Raw genomic sequence first — 16301 nt, 5'->3', positions numbered from 1 at the left:
CGTCCACGACGCCAACTCGTCCCTGTCACCATCACGAAGCAGCAACGCCGGAGCAGGAGAATTCGCCATGACCAATTGTCCCAAACCACCAACCATTTAGGAACTAACGACACGCGACACTAGAGCTCGGCCTGCCTCGGCACCATGACCTGGTTCACGATGAGCAGCACCGACGCCGCGACGGGGATCGCGATGAGCGCCCCGAGCACGCCGAGCAGCGTGCCGCCGACGAGCGCGGCGATGACGACGATGACGCCCGGCACCTTGACCGCGCGCGCCATGATGCGCGGGTTGAGCACGTACGACTCGATCTGCATGTAGACGAGGTACCAGATCGCGACCACGATCGTGTGCCAGTAGCCGTCGGTGCCGAGGTCGGTGAACAGGAACGTCGACAGGATGATGACGAGCGATGCGCTCAGCGTGCCGACGAGCGGGATGAGCGAGCCGAGGAACGCGATGAACGCGAGCAGCGCGCCGTAGGTGATCCCGAGCGACGACAGCAGGATGATCGAGATCACGCCGTTGATCAGCGCGAGCGACACCTGCCCCATGACGTAGCGGCCGACCGCCTGGCTGATCTGCTCGGAGAGGTCGATGAACGTCTCGCGCTTGGAGGCGGGCACGAGCTGGTAGATGCCGCGCTTCATCGTGGCGAGCGACGAGACGAAGTAGATCACCAGGATGAGCACGATGATGCCGCCGAACACCCCGTTCGCGGTCGCCACCCCCGCCGACAGCACCCCGTTCGTGAGCGCCGTGATGTTGTTGCCGTCGCTCACCCAGTCCGTGACGCCGTTGACGATGAACGACGTGACGTTCCGGTCGAGCCAGGGCGCCACCTTCTCGAGGAACTCGTTGAGGTCGGAGGTCGACTTCGCGGTCGGGATCACGGTGTCGGTGATGAACGTCGTGATGGTCTGCACCTGCTCGACGATCACCGGGATGAGGGCGAACACGAGGCCGGTGAACACGCCGAGCACGCCGACGAGGGTGATGAGGATGGCGAACGGCCGCCGCACGCGATGACGCTCGAGCCAGCTGACCAGCGGGTCGAGGCCGAGCGCCAGGAACAGCGCCGCGCCGACGTAGGTGATGATGGCCGCCAGGTTGCCGACCGCCGCGCCGATCAGCACGGCGACGAGCACGCCGAGCCCCGCGAGGAGCCCGGTACGGAACGGGTTCTGCAGTTTCACGCGGCCCCTGTCGGTCGTGGTCACTCGTCGGCGAGTGTCGCCGCCGTGTCGGCGTGCACCTTCTCGGCCTGCGTGAGGATGCCACGCAGATTCTCGAAGTAGCTCGCGACGGTCTCCCGCTCGATCCGGATCTGCGAGAGCCGGTCCTCGGCATCCGCGATGAGGCGCTGGGCCTCCTCCTGCGTCGACCCGAGCGACTCGGCGGCGTGCCGATCGGCCCGGCCGCGGACGTCGGCGGCGTAGGCGTCCGCCTCGTCACGGATGCGGCGCGCGGCCTCGTTCGCGTCGTCCTCGAGCTTCGCGGCCTCGGCCCGCTTCTCGGCGGCGCGGCGATTGGCGTCCTCGAGCTGGGCGCCCGCGTCGCGCAGGTACCGGTCCATCTCGAGCGACGCCTCCTGCTGCTTGGCGAGGTGCTCCTTCTCGGCCTCGTCGCGGCGAGCGGTGATCTCCACGTCGAGGTCGAGACGGGCCTGCTCGGCGTCGAGGGCGATGCGGGAGCGGGTCTCGTCAACGTCGTGGGCGAGCTGGGCGCGGGTGGTCGCGACCTCCTCGGCGAGCGCGGTGCGGCTCGCGGCGAGCTCGCTCGCAAGGGCCGCCCGCTGCTCGTCGATCTCGCCCGCGAGGGCGGCCCGCGCCTGGTCGGCCTCGGCGGCGAGGGCGGCGCGGGTCGCCTCGGCCTCGGCGTCGAGCTGTGCCGTCACGGCGGCCCGCTCGGCCTCGATCCGGGCTCGGACGGCGCCCGCCTCGTGCTCGGCCGCGGCGCGGGCGGCCGCGGCGTCCGCGTCCGCCTGCGCGCGCGTCGACGCGGCGTAGGACTCCGCGGCCTCGCGCTGCGCCTCGACGTCGCCGGCGAGCTGGGCCCGCGTGGTGGCGACCTCGGCCTCGAGCGCGGCGCGCGCCGTGGACAGCTCGTGCTCGAGCCCGGCGCGGGTCGCGGACAGCTCGGCGGCGAGCTGCTCGCGCGTCGCCGCGGCGTCGCGCTCCAGGGCGGACCGGGCGTCGGCGAGCTCGCGGGCCAGGTCCTCGCGCGAGCGGGCGCTCTCCGCCTCGAACTGGGCGCGGCCGTGCTCAGCGTCGCGCGCGAGCCGCGCGGCGGCCTCCCGGGCCTCCTCGCTCTCCCGGGCGACGATCGCCTTCAGCTCCGCGGCCTCCCGCTCGCCCTCGGCGCGCAGCGCGGCGGCCTCGCGGCGACTCGTGGCGCGGGCGTCAGCGGTCTCCGTGGCGACCGCCCCGCGCACCCCGGCGGCCTCGCGCAGGGCGTCGTCCACGACGACCTGCGCCTCCTGCCGGGAGCGCGCCACGAGGCTCTCCGACTCGGCGCGCGCGGCGTCGGCGGTCTGCTGGACGCGCGCGGCGGCATCCGTCAGCAGCGACTCGGCCTGCTCCTGCGCCTCGGCGAGCACCTGCTGCGCCTCGGCGCGAGCGGCGGCCCGCAGCTTCTCGGCATCGATGTCGGCCTGCGAGATGAGCCGGGTGGACTGCTCCTCGGCGACGCGCAGGGTGTTCTCCAGCTTGTGCCCGAGTCCGCTGTAGGTCGGCGTGCCGGTCTCGTCCAGCTCGGCCTGCAGGTCCTCCGCGACGGCCGCGAGGCGACGGGCCTCCTTCTGCGCCTCGGCGCGGTCGGCGTTCGCCTTGATGAGGTCGCGTCGCAGGTCCTGCACGGCCTTGTCGACGACATCCCTCTTGTATCCGCGCATCTCGGTGCCGAATTCGGCCTGATCTGCTGCCAAGACGTGCTCCTCGGGAAAGAGTGGTGGGTCGGTCCGAGTGTAGGCGGTCGGCGTTATCGGGCCCTACTCCACGTCGGCCGGCGAGTGGAGCCTCCCAGGTCGCGCCTGGGTGCGGGCACCCGGCGTCGGATATCGTGGACCGTCTGTGCCGCCGCCCGGCACGCCCGCGCACCGTCGCCCAACGGATGCGGTGCCCGACCGACGAGCGGGGTGAGAGGAGAACGTCCGTGCGATTCGTCGTCGCGATCGTCAGCATCGTCGTCGCCACCGTCCTGATCGGCATCGGCGTAGCACAGCAGACGATCCTCAAGCTGCCGGACCGGGTCACCGCATCCGTGCACCTCGACTCGACCGCGCCCGTCACGATCATCGACGCGTCGGTGCTCGGGACGTTCCCGAACACGCAGCGCGTGACCATCACGGGAGCGGCCGACGCCCCCGTGTTCGCCTCGATCGGCCGCACCTCCGACGTGCTCGCCTGGATCGGCGACGCCAGCTACACCTCGCTGAGCTACAACCTGGAGACCCGCGAGCTCGACGGGAAGCTGCACACCGGCACCGAGGCCACCGTGCCGAACCCGGCCGGATCGGACCTGTGGACGAGCGAGTACTCGAGCACCGGCACGATCCACCCCGACGTGCTGCTCAGCAACGCCAACAGCCCCAAGACGATGCTCATCGCCTCCGACGGCACGGCGCCCGCGCCCGCCGACGTGTCGATCAGCTGGCCGGTCGAGAACGACACCCCGTGGGCGGGCCCGCTGCTCATCGCGGGCGGCGCGCTGCTCGTCGTCGGCCTCGCGCTGCTGCTGTGGAGCATCATCCGGCTGCGCATCGTGCGCGGCCCGCGCCGCAGGTCGCCGCGGATGCCCAAGCTGCCGAAGCGACCGCGCTACAAGCCGTCGAAGCGCGCGAAGCCGCTGCCCTCGTCGCGCCGCGGGCGGCGCTCCACCCGTTTCGGGTTCGTCGTGCCGGTCGCGGTCGCGAGCGCCGTCGTGCTCGCCGGCTGCACGTTCGAGCCCGCCCCGGTGCCCGTCGAGACGCCGACCGCGACGGCGACGACGGATGCCGCGCCCACCCCGCCGCCCGTCGTGAGCGAGCGGCAGGCCCGGGTCATCCTCAGCCGCATCCGCTCGGTCGCCGACAAGGCCGACGCCGACCTCGACGGCGACCTCGCGGCCACGCGCTTCACCGGCCCGGCCCTGGAGCTCCGCCGCGCGAACTACACCATCCGCAAGGACGACAAGAAGGAGCCCGCGGTCGCCGCGATCCCCGACGGCGCGCCGCAGATCCTGCTGCCGCAGAAGAGCGAGTCGTGGCCGCGCACCGTGTTCGTCGTCGCGCCGTACAGCGACGCGACGAAGTCGCCGCTCGCGATGATGCTCGTGCAGCAGGACGCGCGCTCGAACTACACGGTGCAGTACGCGATGAGCCTCGAGCCGGGGGCCGTCATCCCCCAGGTGCCCGCGGCGGAGGTCGGCGCCGACCAGGTCGCCCCCGACCTCAAGACGTTCACGGTGCTGCCCTCGCAGCTCGCGGCCGCGTACGGCGACATCCTCATCAACGACAGCGACAGCCCGTGGTTCGCGTCGTTCGACGAGACCAGCGACTCGCTGCGCGACAGCGTCGGCAAGGCGGCCAAGGAGAAGCGCAGGAAGGCGCTGCCCGACACCGCGAAGCTCACGTTCTCGAACGCTCCCGGCACCGGTCCCGTCATCGTGCTCGCGACCGTCCAGCTCGGTGCGATCGTCGCCGTCGACCTCGACGAGACCGAGACGGTGAAGCCGGTCGAGACCGGGGCGACGGTGACCGCCCCGAACAACGTGCGCGCGCTCTCCGGCAAGTCGACGAGCTCGACCGGCCTGCGCGCCGAATACAGCGACCAACTGCTGTTCTACGTGCCCCCGATCACCCAGACCGGGGGACTGGTCAAGCTGCTCGGCTACGCGAGCGGCATGGTGTCGGCCTCGGAGGTCAAGAAATGACGAACGTCCCGCCGAGCGCCGCGAACCTGCGCGGCGCCATCGACCTGTCGCCCCTCGTCGCGAACGCGCGGCGAGCGGATGCGCCCGCGGCCCCCGGCGCGCCGGGTGCCGCGCCCGCCGGGGCCGCGGGAGCGGCATCCGTCGTCGTCGCGACGACCGACGCCGACTTCCAGGGCGTCGTCGAGCTGTCGACGCGCGTGCCCGTCATCGTCGAGTTCTACGGTGCCGGGGTGCAGGCCCAGCTCGCCGCCCTCGTCACGGCGTACGGCGGCCGCCTCGTGCTCGCGACGGTCGACGGCGCTGCGAACCCGCAGCTCGCGCAGGCCTTCCAGGTGGCCGAGGTGCCCGCGGTCGCGGCGCTCATCGGCGGGCGCCCGCTGCAGCTGTTCGTGGGGCTGCCCGACGACGCGCAGATCCGCCAGGTGTTCGACCAGGTGCTGCAGGTCGCGGCGCAGCAGGGCGTGACGGGCACCGTGCCGGTCGACGGCGCGCCGGCCGACGGCGGCGACGCCGAGCCGGTCGAGGAGCCGCTGCCGCCGCACCACCAGGCCGCGTACGACGCGATCGCCGCGGGCGACTTCGCGACCGCCATCCACGAGTACCAGACCGCGATCGCCCAGGACCCGCGCGACCAGCTCGCCGTCGCGGGCCTCGCGCAGGTGCAGCTGCTCGACCGGCTCGCGGGAGCGGATGCCGCCGCACTGCGCGAGGCGGCCGCTGCGGCGCCCGCGTCGGCCGCCGCTCAGCTCGCGGTCGCCGACCTCGACGTGTCCGGGGGGCACGTGGAGGACGCGTTCGCTCGCCTGCTCGACCTGTTCCCGACCCTGGACGCCGACGGCAAGGCGCTCGTGCGTGCCCGGCTCGTCGACTACTTCGAGCTCGTGGGCGCGGACGACCCGCGCGTGTCGGCCGCCCGCCGCCGCCTCACCTCCCTGCTCTACTGACCGTGTGAGGACGTTCTGCGCGTGTGAGGACGGCGCAATCCGTCCTCACCCGCGCAGAACGTCCTCACATCGGCAGAGGGGGGAGTCGTCCACAGGGTGATCGGCGCGCGGACTGTCCACCGCTGACACGATGGGCGGCCCCGCCGGTCTCCGGATGAGGCACCGTGAGCCGATGGACGAGCTGCCGACGACCGCGAACGACCTGATCCTGGCGCAGGATGCCCGCACCCTGGACCTCGCCCACCGATTGCGCTCGGCCGTGCGACGGGGCCAGGTCGAGCGGGTGCGTCCGGGCGCCTACCGCGCGCGGGAGACGGATGCGGCGGCCCGCACACCCTGGGAACGTGATCGCCTCCGATATCGCGCCCTGGTGGCCGCAGCAGCTGCCTCGATGCCCGGCGCGGTCTTCGCCGGACCATCCGCGGCGGTGCTGCTGGGTCTGCCCGTGCGGGGCCGCTGGCCCGACGAGGTGTACGTGATGTCCGGCAACCCGAACGGCCATCGGCGCGCCGGTGTGATCGCGATCGGGTCGACCGCCGGCGCGGGCGTCACGCACTCCGTCGACGGAATCGCGGTCACCTCCGTCGAGTTCACGATCATCCAGACCAACCGCAGACTCGGCATCGGCTCGGGCCTGTACGCCGCCAACGCCGCGCTGCACGTCGATCGGTTCACCCGCATCCCGCCGCTGACGACCCGCGAGCTCCTGATCGCGGAACACGAGCGGATGAAGCCGTATCAAGGAAGCCGTCGCAGCGAGCAGCTGTTCACCCGGATGACCGAGCTGTGCGACACGCCCCTGGAAACCGAGCAGCTCATCGCGATCGAGGAGCTGGGCTTCGAGCGGCCGGTGCTCCAGCGGGGGCTCTGGCTGCCGGAGCTGAGCGCCATGTCGTATCTGGACACCTACTGGCCGAGCGTCGACGCCGCCGGCGAGGCGGACGGTCGCGGGAAGTACCTCGGGACGGATGGTCGCGGGAGGCACCTCGGGACGGACGGCCGGGCGGATGACGCCGTTGCCCGGGTGCTCGCGGAGAAGAACCGCGAGAACGCCATCCGTCGTCAGGTCCGCGCGTTCGATCGCTGGGACTGGGATGACGTGATGCTGCGCCGGCCCCTGGAGCAACGACTCGAGGGACTGGGCGTCCCGCGCACGTCGAAGCGCATCCGCCTGGTCTGAGCCCCCGTGTGAGGACGTTCTGCGCGCGTGAGGATCGTCTGGGGCGTCCTCACGCGCGCAGAACGTCCTCACACGGGATTCGCGGCACGGGATTCGCGGCACGGGATTCGCGGCGCGGGATTCGCGGGGGAGGGGCGCGGGGGCGGGGCGCGGGTCAGACCGGGCGGTGGCGGAGGTAGAGGGCGCCGAGGGGCGGGATGGTGAGCTCGGCCGAGGCGGGACGGCCCGCCCAGGGCTCGTCCGCGGCCGTGACCGCGCCGTAGTTGCCGACGCCCGACCCGCCGTACTCCACGGCATCCGTGTTCACGATCTCGTCCCACACGCCCGCGAGCGGCAGGCCGACGCGGTACGGGCCGACCGGGTTGCCGCCGAAGTTGAACAGGCCGACAACGGGCGGCACGTCGTGACCCCAGCGCACGAACGCGACGACGTTGCGCTGCGGATCGTTCTCCAGCCACTCGAACCCGCCGGGCTCGTCGTCGCGCTGCCAGAGCGCGGGCTCCGAGCGGTAGGCGCGGTTGAGCGCGCCGACGAGGGTGAGCAGGCCGCGGTGCACGGGCTGGTCGAGGATCCACCAGTCCAGCCCGCGCTGCTCGCTCCACTCCGACGGCTGGCCGAACTCGCTGCCCATGAACAGCAGCTGCTTGCCCGGATGCGCCCACATGAACGCGAGGTACGCGCGTACGTTCGCGAGCTTCTGCCACTGGTCGCCGGGCATCTTGGCGAGCAGCGAGCCCTTGCCGTGCACGACCTCGTCGTGGCTGATCGGCAGCAGGAACTGCTCGGTGTACTGGTACACGAGCGAGAACGTGATCTCGCCGTGGTGGTACGACCGGTACATCGGGTCCTCCTCGATGTACGCGAGCGAGTCGTGCATCCAGCCCATGTTCCACTTGAGGCCGAAGCCGAGCCCGCCCGCATCCGTCGGCCTCGTCACGCCGGGGAACGCGGTCGACTCCTCCGCGATCATGACGATGCCCGGGTTGCGCTTGTACGCGGTCGCGTTGACCTCCTGCAGGAAGCTGATCGCCTCGAGGTTCTCCCGTCCGCCGAACACGTTCGGCACCCACTCGCCCTCCTTGCGGGAGTAGTCGAGGTAGAGCATCGAGGCGACCGCGTCGACCCGCAGGCCGTCGATGTGGAACTCCTCGAGCCAGTACAGCGCGTTGGCGACGAGGAAGTTGCGCACCTGGCTGCGGCCGTAGTCGAAGATCAGCGTGCCCCAGTCCTGGTGCTCGCCGCGGCGCGGGTCGGAGTGCTCGTAGAGCGGCTGCCCGTCGAACCGGGCGAGCGCCCACTCGTCCTTCGGGAAGTGCCCGGGCACCCAGTCCATGATCACGCCGTAGCCCGCCCGGTGCAGGCGGTCGATGAGGTACTTGAGGTCGTCCGGATGCCCGAACCGGCTCGTCGGCGCGTAGTAGCCGGTGACCTGGTATCCCCAGGACGGACCGTACGGATGCTCCGCGAGCGGCAGGAACTCGACGTGCGTGAACGCGGTCTCGTCGAGATACCCGATGAGCTCGTCGGCGAGCGAGCGGTAGTCGAGGCCGGGGCGCCAGGACCCGACGTGCACCTCGTAGGTGCTCATCGGCGCGCTCAGCGGGTCGCGGGTCGCGCGCGCCCGCAGCCAGTCGTCGTCGCTCCAGGTGAAGATCGAGTTGCCGACGCGGGAGCCGGTGGCCGGCGGCACCTCGGTGAAGCGCGCCATCGGGTCGGCGCGCGTGACCCACTGGCCGGCCGCGGTGAGGATCTCGAACTTGTACACCGTGCCGGGCTCGAGGCCGGGGACGAACAGCTCCCAGACGCCGTTGTCGTCGAGGCGCCGCATGGCGTGGCCGACGCCGTTCCAGCCGTTGAAGTCGCCGACGACGCGCACCGCGCGGGCGTGCGGCGCCCACACCGAGAACGAGGTGCCGGCGACGTCCTCGTGCGGCCGGTAGTGCGCCCCGAGCACGTGCCAGATCTGCTCGTGCCGCCCCTCGCCCCACAGGTGCAGGTCGATGTCGCCGACGCTCGGCACGAACCGGTACGGGTCGTCGGCGGTCCAGTCCGGCCCGTTGTCGTACGTCGTCTCGACGGTGTAGCCCTGCCCGGGGTCGGGGGCGACGCCGTGCCAGAGCCCGTCGGCCGCGTGCGCGAGCGGCACGCGCGTGCCGTCGGCGCGCACGATCGTGACGCTCGCGGCGAGCGGGCGGATGACCCGGATGACCCAGCCGCCGTCCACCGCGTGCTGGCCGAGCGCGTCGTGCGGGTGCGGATGCCGCCCCTCGACGAGCGCGCGGACGTGGTCGGGGTGGAGCTCCGGGACGACGGGTGCTGGGCGGGCCATCACATCCCCTTCGGATAGTCGATGGACAGGATGTGCACGGGCTCGACGAACGCGTCGAGGTGCACGAAGTTGCCCGACGCCTGCCAGCGCCAGCGCTGGCCGGTGACGAGCTCGGTGACGTCGATGGGGGCGTCCGAGGGCAGACCGAACCGGCGCGGGTCGAGGTGCACGCGCGTCTCGCGCACGGAGTGCGGGTCGAGGTTCGCGACGACGACGATCCCGTCGCTGCGACCGGATGCCGCGAACCGGGCCGGAAGGAACTTCGAGTAGACGAGCACCGCGTCGTCGTCGCTCCAGTGCACGTCGAGGTTGCGCAGCTGGTGCAGCGCGGGGTGCGCGCGGCGGATCTCGTTGAGACGCGTCAGGTACGGCGCGAGCGAGCGGCCCTCAGCCTCGTGGCGGGCCCAGTCGCGCGACTTGTACTCGTACTTCTCGTTGTCGAGGTTCTCCTCCGAGCCCGGCCGGGCGACGTTCTCGACGAGCTCGTAGCCCGCGTAGACGCCCCAGCTCGGGCTCGCGGTCGCGGCGATGGCCGCGCGCACCTTGTATGCGGGCACACCGCCGAACTGCAGGTACTCGGTGAGGATGTCGGGCGTGTTGACGAAGAAGTTGGGCCGGAACCATCCGCTCGTCTCGTGGCTCACCTCGGTGAGGTAGTCCTGCAGCTCCTCCTTGGTGTTGCGCCACGTGAAGTAGGTGTAGCTCTGCTGGAAGCCTGCGGCGGCGAGCGACTGCATCATCGCGGGCCGGGTGAACGCCTCGGCGAGGAAGACGACGTCGGGGGACACGGCGTTCACGGTGGCGATCAGCCACTCCCAGAACGCGAGCGGCTTGGTGTGCGGGTTGTCGACGCGGAAGATGCGCACGCCCTGCGCGATCCAGTGCCTCACGATGCGCAGCACCTCGGCGCGGAGCCCCACGGGGTCGCGGTCGAAGTTGATCGGGTAGATGTCCTGGTACTTCTTCGGCGGGTTCTCCGCGTAGGCGATCGACCCGTCGGGGCGCGCGGTGAAGAACTCCGGATGCGACCGCACCCAGGGGTGGTCGGGGGAGGCCTGCAGTGCGAGGTCGAGCGCGACCTCGAGGCCGACCTTGCCCGCCTCGCGCACGAAGAAGCGGAAGTCGGCGAGCGTGCCGAGGTCGGGGTGCACGGCGTCGTGGCCGCCCGCCGCGGAACCGATCGCCCACGGCGATCCGGGGTCGCCGGGGCGCGGGTCGAGCGTGTTGTTGCGGCCCTTGCGGAACGCCTCGCCGATGGGGTGGATGGGCGGCAGGTAGAGCACGTCGAAGCCCATCGCGGCGACCGCGGGCAGGCGTTTCGCGGCGGTGCGGAACGTGCCCGACTGCCACGAGCCGTCCCTGCGCTGCTTCGCTCCCTCGCTGCGCGGGAAGAACTCGTACCAGGCGCCGTAGCCCGCGCGCTGACGCTCGACGCGGATGCCGACGCTCTCGCTCTCCGTGACGAGGCTGCGCGCGGGGCGCTTGGCGAGCGCCTGCAGCACGCGCGGGTCGTCGGCGACCTGCAGCCGGGCGGACGACATGCGCGAGTCGTCCCGCAGCGCGGCCGCGGCATCCGTCAGCACCCTCGACCGCCCGCCGCGCGCGCTGCGCTCGAGCAGCTCCGCGCCCATCGCGAACGTCAGCTCGACGTCGAGGCCGGCGGGGATCTTCACCTCGGCGACGTGCAGCCAGGTCGCCCAGTCGTCCGAGTAGGCACGGATGCGGTAGCTCCAGTCGCCCTCGGAGGTCACCTGCACGAGCGCGCGCCAGCGGTCGGGCGCGTCGGGGACCGGCTCGAGCGGTGTCGCGGTCTCGCTGCCGTCGGGGGCGCGGAGCACGACCTCGCCGCCGACGAGATCGTGCCCCTCGCGGAACACCGTCGCCTCGACGGGGATCACCTCGCCGGCGTAGGCCTTCGTCGGCCAGCGGTCCTCGGACACGCGCGGGGACAGGTCGCGGATCGGGATGCGGCCGATCGCGGGGCGGAAGGCGGGAGAGACCGCGGCGTCGTTGCTGGCGGAACTGGTCACCATGCACCGAACGTACCGGTCGCGGGCGGCGGTCGAGCACCATTCACCCGCCGGACTCGGCGCGTCGTAGGCTCGGGTGCCGTGAAGGCCATCCGTCGTTTCACCGTCCGCACCGTGCTGCCCGAGCGGCTGTCCGCGCTCGAGGCGCTCGCCGCGAACCTGCGCTGGTCGTGGCACGAGCCCACGGCGCGCCTGTTCGCCTCGATCGCGCCGGAGGTGTGGGAGCAGAGCGGGCACGATCCGGTCGCGCTGCTCGGCGCCGTCGACCCGTCGCGCCTCGACGAGCTCGCCGCCGACGACGGGTTCGTGGCCCGGGCCGGCGACCTGCTCGGCGACCTGCATCGCTACCTCGACGAGCCGCGCTGGTACCAGGGGCTCGAGGACGCGCCCGAGGCGATCGGCTACTTCTCGCCGGAGTTCGGCATCGCCGCGGCGCTGCCGCAGTACTCGGGCGGCCTCGGCATCCTCGCGGGCGACCACCTCAAGAGCGCGTCGGACCTCGGCGTGCCGATCGTCGGCGTCGGGCTGTTCTACCGGTCCGGCTACTTCCGCCAGTCGATCTCCCGCGAGGGCTGGCAGCAGGAGTCGTACCCCGTGCTCGACCCCGACGGCCTGCCGCTCAGCGTGCTCCGTCACCCCGACGGGCGCGCCGCGCACGTCACCCTCGCGCTGCCCGGCGGAGGTGCGCTGCGGGCGCGGGTGTGGACGGCGGCCGTGGGCCGTATCCCGCTGCTGCTGCTCGACACCGACATCCCGGAGAACGACGAGTCGCTGCGCGGTGTCACGGATCGGCTCTACGGCGGCGGCGGCGAGCACCGGCTGCTGCAGGAGGTGCTGCTCGGCATCGGCGGCGTGCGCGCCCTGCGGCTGCACAGCGAGCTCACCGGGGCGCCGTCGCCGACCGTGTTCCACACCAACGAGGGGCACGCCGGGTTCCTCGGCCTCGAGCGGATCAGCGCCCTGATCGCGGGCGGCCTCGGCTTCGAGGAGGCCCTGCAGGTCGCGCGCGCCGGCACCGTGTTCACGACGCACACCCCGGTGCCGGCCGGCATCGACCGGTTCGACATCGGGCTCGTCGAGCGCTATTTCTCCACCGATCTGCTGCCCGGCGTCGACGTGGCCGACGTGCTCGACCTCGGCACGGAGGACTACGAGGGCGGTGACCCGACCCGGTTCAACATGGCCGTGATGGGCCTGCGGCTCGGCCAGCGCGCGAACGGCGTCTCGAAGCTGCACGGCGACGTCTCGCGCGGCATGTTCGGCGCCCTCTGGCCCGGCTTCGACCGCGACGACGTGCCGATCACGTCCGTCACGAACGGCGTGCACGCCCCGACCTGGACCGACCCGGCCGTGCAGGAGCTCGCGCTCGACGTGCTCGGATCGGCGAGCACGACGGATGCCGACTGGGCCTCCGGCGCGCTCAGCGACTCCCGGCTCTGGGAGCTCCGTGGCCGCCTGCGGGCGCAGCTCGTCGACGACGCCCGCGCGCGGGTGCGCGCCGCGTGGCAGGAGCAGAACCCGGGCAGCACCGACCCGGCCTGGGTGGACCGGATGCTCGACCCGAATGTGCTCACGATCGGGTTCGCCCGCCGCGTGCCCACCTACAAGCGCCTCACGCTGATGCTCGAGGATCCGGACCGGCTGCGCGCGCTGCTCACCGACCCGGAGCGCCCCATCCAGCTCGTCGTCGCCGGCAAATCGCATCCCGCGGACGAGGAGGGCAAGCGCCTCATCCAGAAGCTCGTCGAGTTCACGCAGGAGCCCGGCATCCGCGAGCGGATGGTGTTCCTGCCGAACTACGACATCGCGATGGCGCAGCGGCTCTACCCGGGCACCGATGTCTGGCTCAACAACCCGCTGCGACCGCTCGAGGCGTGCGGCACGTCGGGCATGAAGGCCGCGCTCAACGGCTCGCTCAACCTGTCGATCCTCGACGGATGGTGGGCCGAGTTCTACGACGGCGAGAACGGCTGGGCGATCCCCACCGCCGACTCCGCGGGGGACGCTGCCGAGCGCGACGCGCTCGAGGCGCAGTCGATGTACGACCTGATCGAGAACCAGATCGCCCCGCGCTTCTACGACCGCGACGGCGACGGCGTGCCGACCCGCTGGGTGCAGTCGATCCGTCACACGCTGCGGACGCTGTCGCCCGCGCTGTCCGCCGACCGGATGGTGCGCGAGTACGTCGAGCGGCTGTACATCCCCGCGTCCCACGCCGAGGACGCGATCTCGGCCGGGTCGTACGCCCCGGCGCGCGAGCTCTCGCAGTGGAAGGCGCGCGTCACGGCGGCCTGGCCCGGCGTGCACGTCCGGCACGTCGAGTCGGGCGGGGTCGACGTGCCGCAGGTCGGCGACGAGCTGCACGTGCGCGCGCTCATCGACCTCGGCGAGCTGTCGCCCGACGACGTCAAGGTCGAGGTCGTCTACGGGCGCGCCCGCGACGAGGACCGGCTCGTCGACATCCGCCGCCTGCCGCTCGCGCTCGACAGCCACGAGCTCGGGGCCCCCGCCGTGTTCACGGGCAGCGTCGCGCTCGAGCGCGCGGGCGCGTTCGGCTACACGGTTCGGGTGGTGCCGCGGCATCCGCTGCTCGCGACGCCGGCGGAGCTGGGACTGGTCGCGATCGCCGGGTAGCCTCGCGTCGCCCTGTGGCGACGCGACCGTGCTCGCCATGCGGTGCAAGACGGGCTGATCCATCACAGCGACGCGGGCAGCCAGGGCGGATTCACCTCGGTCGCCTTCGCCGAGACCCTCGCCCTGGAAGGCGTCGCGGCCTCGATCGGCTCGGTCGGCGACGCGTACCGACAACGCGCTGGCAGAGTCCACGATCGGCCTGGTCAAGAACGAGGCCATCCGCGACGGTTCCCCGTTCGGCAACGGGCCGCTGAAGGCCGTCGACGACGTCGAGTGGGTCACTGCCGGCTGGGTCGATTGGTTCAATGCCAGGCGACTGCAGTCCCGCCTCGGCGACATCCCGCCGTAGATCGGTCGGTCCCAGCGTGCTGACCGCGCTCGTGGTCGACCACCTCACCGTCGCGCGGGTCGCGGATCGGCGTCGGCTGGCACACCGCGAACACCGCGGTCCTTGCCGAGGGCCACCGTCGGCTGATTGATGACCCGACCCGGCTTGATGGCGTCAGGGTGATCGACGTCGATGAGCACGCCTGGCGGCACACCCGGCAAGGTGATCGGCTCGTGACCGTGGTCATCGACCTGGCCTGGATCGAGTCATGTTGGTGTGATTTTATTGTTTTGAGCGGGTAGTTCCGCGTGTTTCTGGGGTTTTTGGTGTCTGGGTGGGGCACTAGCCGGGGCTGTCTAGCCTGCCGCGGTGGGGTTCTACGTGCGGAAGGTGGCGACGTCCTCGGGAGCGACGGCGGTGCAGATCGCGTCGAAGACTCGCGGGGTGCGCACGATCGTGGAGCATCTTGGCTCCGCTCACGACGACGCCCAACTCGCGGTGTTGGTCACGATCGCGCGGAAGCGGATCGAGGAACTCGCGGGACAGGTCCCGTTTGATCTCGACGGGCTCGGCGCCCCGCAGCCGGCGACGATCGCGCCCACGGTGACGGGTTCGCGTTCGCGGCTGTTGTGGGAAGTCCTCGAGGACGCATACTCGCGCCTCGGTTTCGACGCGGTCGGCAACGACACGTTCAAGAAGCTCGTCCTGGCACGGGTCGTCGAGCCGACGTCGAAAGCGGACACGCTGCGGGTGTGGGACGAGCTCGGTGTTCCCGGCGCGCCGTCGTTGTCGACGGTGTGGCGCACCCTCGGCCGCAGCGTCACCGAGGACTGGCGGTCGAAGATCGCCGCGGCCGCGCAGGCCCACGCAACCCGAGCCGGGCCCCTCACGGTCGTGCTCTATGACGTGACGACGTTGACCCGCAGATCCTGGTCGGTCTGCTCGTGGATCGCGGCGGGTTCCCGTTGGAAGTGCACGAGTTCGAAGGCAACAAGGGCGAGACCCTGACCCTGCTGCCCGTTCTGGACGCGTTCCGGCAACGTCACCAAGCGACCGAGGTCGTCGTCGTGGCCGACGCGGGCATGCTGTCCGCGAGCAACGTGAACCGGCTCGAGGATGCCGGGTTCTCCCTCATCGTCGGCTCCCGAACGTCCTCGGCCCCGTACGACCTGGCCGAGCACTACGAGACGGTGGGCAATATCGTCATCGATGGTGAAACCGTCGAAACCACCCGGATCATGGGCGCCGGCAGCAACGCGCGCCGCTGACGAGTGGTGTGGCAGTACTCCCACAAGCGCAAGATCCGCGACAACATCACGCTGAACAAGCAGATCGAACGCGCCGAGCAGATCGCCGCCGGCACCCGAGCGCCCAAGAAAGACCGCTTCGTCACGCTCGGGCAGCGACCCGACGTGAACTGGGACCGGGTCGAGAAAGCCCGCCAATACATCGGGCTGAAGGGCTACGTCACCAACCTCGACGTCGCGACGGTGCCCGCCGCCGAGATCGTCGCGGCCTATCACGACCTGTTCCAGGTCGAGGCGTCGTTCCGGATGGCCAAGACCGACCTGCGCGCGAGGCCCATCTTCGCCTCGAGCGCCGACTCCATCCATGCGCACCTCAGCGTCGTGTTCTGCGCGCTCGCGATCAGCCGGCACCTCTACAAGACGACCGGGTACACGATTCGCCGGATCGTGCGCACACTACGGCCGCTGCGCGATGTGACGATCAGCATCGACGGGCATCAACTGACCGCGACCACACCGGCCGAGGGCGACGCCGCCAAGATCCTCGCCACGCTACACCCCACCGCGGGGCACTCGTGTCGCGTGTCGTTAGTTCCTAAATGGTTGGTGGTTTGGGACAATTGGTCATGGCGAATTCTCCTGCTCCGGCGTTGCTGCTTCGTGATGGTGACAGGGACGAGTTGGCGTCGTGGACGCGG

General features: G+C 71.5%; 8 protein-coding genes and 3 pseudogenes. 7 read left to right on the top strand and 4 right to left on the bottom strand.

Annotation, left to right across the window (positions count from 1 at the left end):
* Positions 1 to 119: 119 nt before the first annotated feature.
* Positions 120 to 1220: an AI-2E family transporter gene (locus QT381_RS15190; protein WP_353889794.1), complete on the bottom strand. Its 1101-nt coding sequence runs from the start codon at positions 1218 to 1220 to the stop codon at positions 120 to 122.
* Positions 1217 to 2926 carry a coiled-coil domain-containing protein gene (locus tag QT381_RS15185; protein ID WP_289249876.1) on the bottom strand — a complete coding sequence of 570 codons (1710 nt, stop codon included), beginning with the start codon at positions 2924 to 2926 and terminating at the stop codon, positions 1217 to 1219. Before QT381_RS15185 ends, QT381_RS15190 begins: the two co-directional genes overlap by 4 nt.
* A gap of 227 nt (positions 2927 to 3153) precedes the next feature.
* Between QT381_RS15185 and QT381_RS15180 the strand changes: the two genes are divergently transcribed.
* From QT381_RS15180 to QT381_RS15170, 3 genes are all read left to right on the top strand, one after another.
* A complete protein-coding gene (locus tag QT381_RS15180) occupies positions 3154 to 4911 on the top strand; it encodes a DUF8094 domain-containing protein (protein WP_289249875.1) in 1758 nt (585 codons plus the stop codon).
* Complete coding sequence (locus tag QT381_RS15175) at positions 4908 to 5855, top strand: co-chaperone YbbN (protein WP_289249874.1); 948 nt, start codon at positions 4908 to 4910, stop codon at positions 5853 to 5855. Before QT381_RS15180 ends, QT381_RS15175 begins: the two co-directional genes overlap by 4 nt.
* 172 nt (positions 5856 to 6027) lie before the next feature.
* Positions 6028 to 7035, top strand: coding sequence for a hypothetical protein (locus tag QT381_RS15170; protein WP_289249873.1), 1008 nt, complete (start codon positions 6028 to 6030; stop codon positions 7033 to 7035).
* Between the two features lie 154 nt (positions 7036 to 7189).
* Here the strand turns inward: QT381_RS15170 and glgB are convergent, their stop codons facing one another.
* Both glgB and QT381_RS15160 read right to left on the bottom strand, forming a co-directional pair.
* Complete coding sequence (gene glgB, locus QT381_RS15165) at positions 7190 to 9364, bottom strand: 1,4-alpha-glucan branching protein GlgB (protein WP_502877562.1); 2175 nt, start codon at positions 9362 to 9364, stop codon at positions 7190 to 7192.
* Entirely contained in the window at positions 9364 to 11397 is a 2034-nt protein-coding gene (locus QT381_RS15160; RefSeq protein WP_289249871.1) for an alpha-1,4-glucan--maltose-1-phosphate maltosyltransferase, read from the bottom strand. Before QT381_RS15160 ends, glgB begins: the two co-directional genes overlap by 1 nt.
* Before the next feature lie 78 nt (positions 11398 to 11475).
* Here QT381_RS15160 and glgP point away from each other — a divergent pair, with 78 nt between their 5' ends.
* From glgP to QT381_RS15815, 4 genes and pseudogenes are all read left to right on the top strand, one after another.
* Entirely contained in the window at positions 11476 to 14028 is a 2553-nt protein-coding gene (gene glgP / locus QT381_RS15155; protein WP_289249870.1) for an alpha-glucan family phosphorylase, read from the top strand.
* A gap of 3 nt (positions 14029 to 14031) precedes the next feature.
* A pseudogene (locus QT381_RS15150) lies at positions 14032 to 14377 on the top strand (integrase core domain-containing protein); the annotation flags it as partial.
* A gap of 19 nt (positions 14378 to 14396) precedes the next feature.
* Positions 14397 to 14610 (top strand): annotated as a pseudogene (locus QT381_RS15145) (ISL3 family transposase); the annotation flags it as partial.
* Positions 14611 to 14725: 115 nt separating this feature from the next.
* A pseudogene (locus QT381_RS15815) lies at positions 14726 to 16176 on the top strand (IS1634 family transposase); the annotation flags it as partial.
* Between the last annotated feature and the right edge of the window lie 125 nt (positions 16177 to 16301).

Origin of the sequence: Galbitalea sp. SE-J8, assembly GCF_030345695.1 — a bacterium.
Taxonomy (GTDB): Bacteria; Actinomycetota; Actinomycetes; order Actinomycetales; family Microbacteriaceae; genus JAUASV01.
This window is presented reverse-complemented; position numbering and strand designations above follow the sequence as displayed.